We start from the raw sequence: 3587 nt of genomic DNA, 5'->3' as shown, positions 1-3587 counted from the left end.
CCACCCGACCCACCCGACCGGTCCGGCGGACCCGGCCGCACTCGTGGACCCGACCGGTCCGGCGAACCCGGGGGAGCGGGCGGCCGAGCCGACGACGTACTGGACGCGGGTGGAGAGCCCGCTCGGGCCGCTCCTGCTCACCGCCGGTCCCGACGGCGCGCTGACCTCGCTGTCCGTGCCCGGGCAGAAGGGCGGGCAGAGCGTGCGGACGCACTGGCGGCGCGACCCCGGGCCCTTCCGGTCCGCGAGGGAGCAGCTCGACGCCTACTTCGCCGCCGACCTCACGGAGTTCACGCTCCCGCTGCGCAGCGACGGGACCGCGTTCCGCGAGCGGGTGTGGGCCGCCCTGGACGCGGTCCCCTACGGGACGACCACGACCTACGGGGAGATCGCCGCGCGGGTCGGAGCCTCGCGGATGGCCGTACGCGCCGTGGGCGGCGCCGTCGGGGCGAACCCCCTGCTGATCCTGCGGCCCTGCCACCGGGTCATCGGCGCCGACGGCTCGCTGACCGGATACGCGGGCGGCCTGGACCGCAAGGTGCGGCTGCTGACCCTGGAGGGGGTGCTCCCGACGCCGTCGGGCTGACGAGGGACGGCGCCGGCGCGCGCTCCCGACGACGGACGGGGTCCCGGGCGGGGTCCGGACGAGGTCCCGGGTCCGCCCCCGGACGCCGCCCGGGGCCGGCGGCCGCCGTCGTCAGCCCCACAGCTGCGCGCCGAGCCAGGCTCCCGCGATCAGCAGACAGGCGAACAGCTCCGCGAGCACGCTCCAGCCCCCGGAGCGCATCGCCGTGCGCAGGGCCGCGCGGGCCTCGCCGTGGCGTCCGAGGCGCAGGCGTTCGGACAGGTAGATGCCGCCCATGAAGCCGGGGATCGCGCCGACCACGGGAAGCACGAGGAAGCCGAGGAACGCGCCGGCCCCCGCGTACACCGCCATCCGCGGGGTCGCGCCGCTCTCCCGCAGCCGGCGAGGGGGGAGGGCCCAGCGCACCACCTGGGACAGGAACAGCGTCACCGTCGCCCCGACGAGCACGAACCAGGACACCGGGCGCGGGTCGTCCAGCGCCCACCACAGGACCGCCGCCCAGACCAGCAGCGATCCGGGGACGCCGGGCACCAGCACTCCGCACAGGCCGAGCAGGACGACCACTCCGACCAGCAGGAGTTCCCACACTCCCATCTGCCCAGCCTGCCCGAGCCCGAGAGAACGCGCAGGTCAAGGCGGACGGCTGGAGGGCCTGGGGAACACCTGCCGTGGGGGTGCGGGCGGGCGGCCCCGTCAGCGGTCGCGGGTCACCCAGCCGCGTTCGTGGGCGTGCCAGCCCAGCTGGAGCCGCGTCGTCGCCCCCGTCAGCTCCATCAGTCCCTTCACCCGGCGCTGCACGGTCCGCAGGCCCAGATCGAGCTGTTTGGCCACGCTCGCGTCGGTCATCCCGGCCAGCAGCAGGGACAGGATCTCCAGGTCGCCGGCGTCGGGGGCGGCCGGGTCCCGCTCGGCGACGCCGGCCGCGCCCGTACGCAGGGGCAGCGCCTCCCGCCATACCGACTCGAACAGCCCCGACAGCAGTTCGAGCAGTCCGCTGGCGTGCACCACCAGCGCGGCGGGCTCCGCCGAGCGGCCGGTCAGCGGCACCAGGGCGAGCGAACCGTCGGCGACCACCAGCTTCGTCGGCACGGTGTCCACCACCCGGACCTGTTCGTCCCGGGCCAGCGCCGCGGTCAGCTCCCGCATGCCGTCCGGCTGGTCCAGGACGGCCCGCTCCAGGACGACGCGGTAGCGCACCCCGCGGGCCGTGGCCCGCTCCTCGGCGTCGTTCTCGCTGCCGGTGACGGCCACCGGGGAGCCGGTGACCAGGGCGCACACCTCGTCGCTCGCCCCGAGCTGGAGCTGGAGGAAGCGCTGGGCGACGGCGGCGGCGCCGGTCACCACCTCGACCAGGTCGTGGACCGCCGGTTCGGCGGCCGCCGCCCGGTACTCCTCGGCCAGCAGAGCGGCCGCGAGCTCCGCCTTGTCCAGCTCGTGCCGCTGGTGGGTGAGCAGGGCGCCCAGAGCGACACCGGGCGGGGCGGCGACCCACCGTCCCGGCCGTCCCGAGGACTGGGCCGCCAGACCGTGCCGCTCCAGGCGGCGCAGCGCGCGCTCCGTGTCGTGCTCGCCCAGCGTCAGCCTGCGCGCGAGATCGGGCACGTCGGCGGCGCCGACCGACACCAGCGCCCGGTAGGCCGACTCGTGCGCCTCGTCGAGCCCGATCGCTCCCAGCATCGTGCCGTCCCTCCTCGTGGCGTCCCGTGAGCGGCGTCCGGTGTTCCGGCGTCCCGCACGCGTGGCGGGAAACGGCCACGGCGTGAACCCGCCGCCGCCCATCATCGCCGTACCCGCGGTCACTCTGCCAATGTGTGGCCACGGCGTGAACATGTGATCATCCACCGACGGTCCGGGGTGGGGTCCGTGAACGCCGTGCCCACCCGGAGCGGCCCGGCCGTGCGCCGCGCTCCGAGGTCCGCGAGACGTGATCCGGGCTCTTGACGCGCAGGGGCGCACCAGGGGACTCGAGCCCAGGTCACCGCGGTCGCCGGGCGGTTCTCCCGTGGGGGGTGGAACCGCCCGGCCACCGCATCCCGCCGTGCCGGGCGCCGCGCCCGGCCGCTCGGGACGCCCCTCGCCACTGTGTTCGACACCCGTGGCGCGGCGGAATTTCCGGATGCCCCGTTTTCACACGGCCCGTGCGGTGGACAATTGGCGGCATGAGCCAGCAGGGGGGAAGGCCCACCGGTCGCGAGGACGACTGGTGGCGGCAGCTGTACGACGACGCCACCGACGACACGGGGCCCGCGCCCGCCGCAGACTCCCTGGACGACCGCTTCGCCTCGGCCGCCGGAGCGGTGCGCTCGGCGGGTGCGGCGGACGGCGGGCGCCCGGGGGACGGCGACCGCCCCGGGGGGCCCGGGAGCCCGGCGGCCGTACGGGACCCGGAGGGCCTGCCGGACCGGTGGGCCGGTCGCTCCCCCGGGGGCGCGGGCGAGACGGTGGACGGCGGCGCCGACGGCGAGGCCGCGTCCGGCCCCGCCGGTCCGCTGCCCGCGCCGCGCGCCGAACCCTCCGGCGCCGGAGCCCGGGCCGACTGGTGGACCGCGCAGGACACGCCGTCCTCGCCGTCCTCGGCGCCGCCCCCGTCGTCCGGGGCCACCGTTGCGCAGCCGAGAAGCCGGCCGCCCGCCTCGCCCGGCGGGCGGGACGGCGAGCCGGAGGGCGGGTGGCCGGACACCGGGCGGGCCGCCGACGGCGGCGTCCCCGCCCGGGACGTCGGAGCCGACGCGCCGAGCGGCAGCGGCCGGGACACCCGGCCGGAACCGCCGTCGGACCGGCCCGCCGATCGCACCGGCTTCCCGCCCGGGCCGCTGCCGCCGGGGTTCGCCGAGCAGCCCGTCCAGGACGCGCCCGCGGGGTCGGCCGCACCCGCCGCACAGGACGCGCCCGCGGGGTCGGCCGCACCCGCCGCACCGCACGACGGCGACCTTCCCCCGCGGCCCGGGCGGGAAGCCGGTGCGATCGGCGGGCCGGTCCGACGGCGGTTCCGGCCGGGTGT

The 3587-nt window shown here is 77.8% G+C and carries 3 protein-coding genes and 1 pseudogene; 2 read left to right on the top strand and 2 right to left on the bottom strand.

The window, feature by feature from the left end; translation table 11 throughout:
• Nucleotides 1-43: 43 nt before the first annotated feature.
• On the top strand, nucleotides 44-586 hold the full coding sequence (locus KMS84_RS38185) for a methylated-DNA--[protein]-cysteine S-methyltransferase (RefSeq protein WP_256921149.1): 543 nt from the start codon (nucleotides 44-46) through the stop codon (nucleotides 584-586).
• A 111-nt stretch (nucleotides 587-697) separates the two neighbouring features.
• Here the strand turns inward: KMS84_RS38185 and KMS84_RS38180 are convergent, their stop codons facing one another.
• Nucleotides 698-1180 (bottom strand): DUF456 domain-containing protein, encoded by a 483-nt coding sequence (locus KMS84_RS38180; protein ID WP_256921148.1) that lies wholly within the window; start codon nucleotides 1178-1180, stop codon nucleotides 698-700.
• Between the two features lie 99 nt (nucleotides 1181-1279).
• Entirely contained in the window at nucleotides 1280-2263 is a 984-nt protein-coding gene (locus KMS84_RS38175; protein ID WP_256921147.1) for a helix-turn-helix domain-containing protein, read from the bottom strand.
• A 482-nt stretch (nucleotides 2264-2745) separates the two neighbouring features.
• Here KMS84_RS38175 and KMS84_RS38170 point away from each other — a divergent pair.
• Nucleotides 2746-3587 (top strand): annotated as a pseudogene (locus KMS84_RS38170) (hypothetical protein); the annotation flags it as partial.

Source organism: Streptomyces hilarionis, assembly GCF_024539675.1.
Taxonomy (GTDB): domain Bacteria; phylum Actinomycetota; class Actinomycetes; order Streptomycetales; family Streptomycetaceae; genus Streptomyces; species Streptomyces hilarionis.
This window is presented reverse-complemented; position numbering and strand designations above follow the sequence as displayed.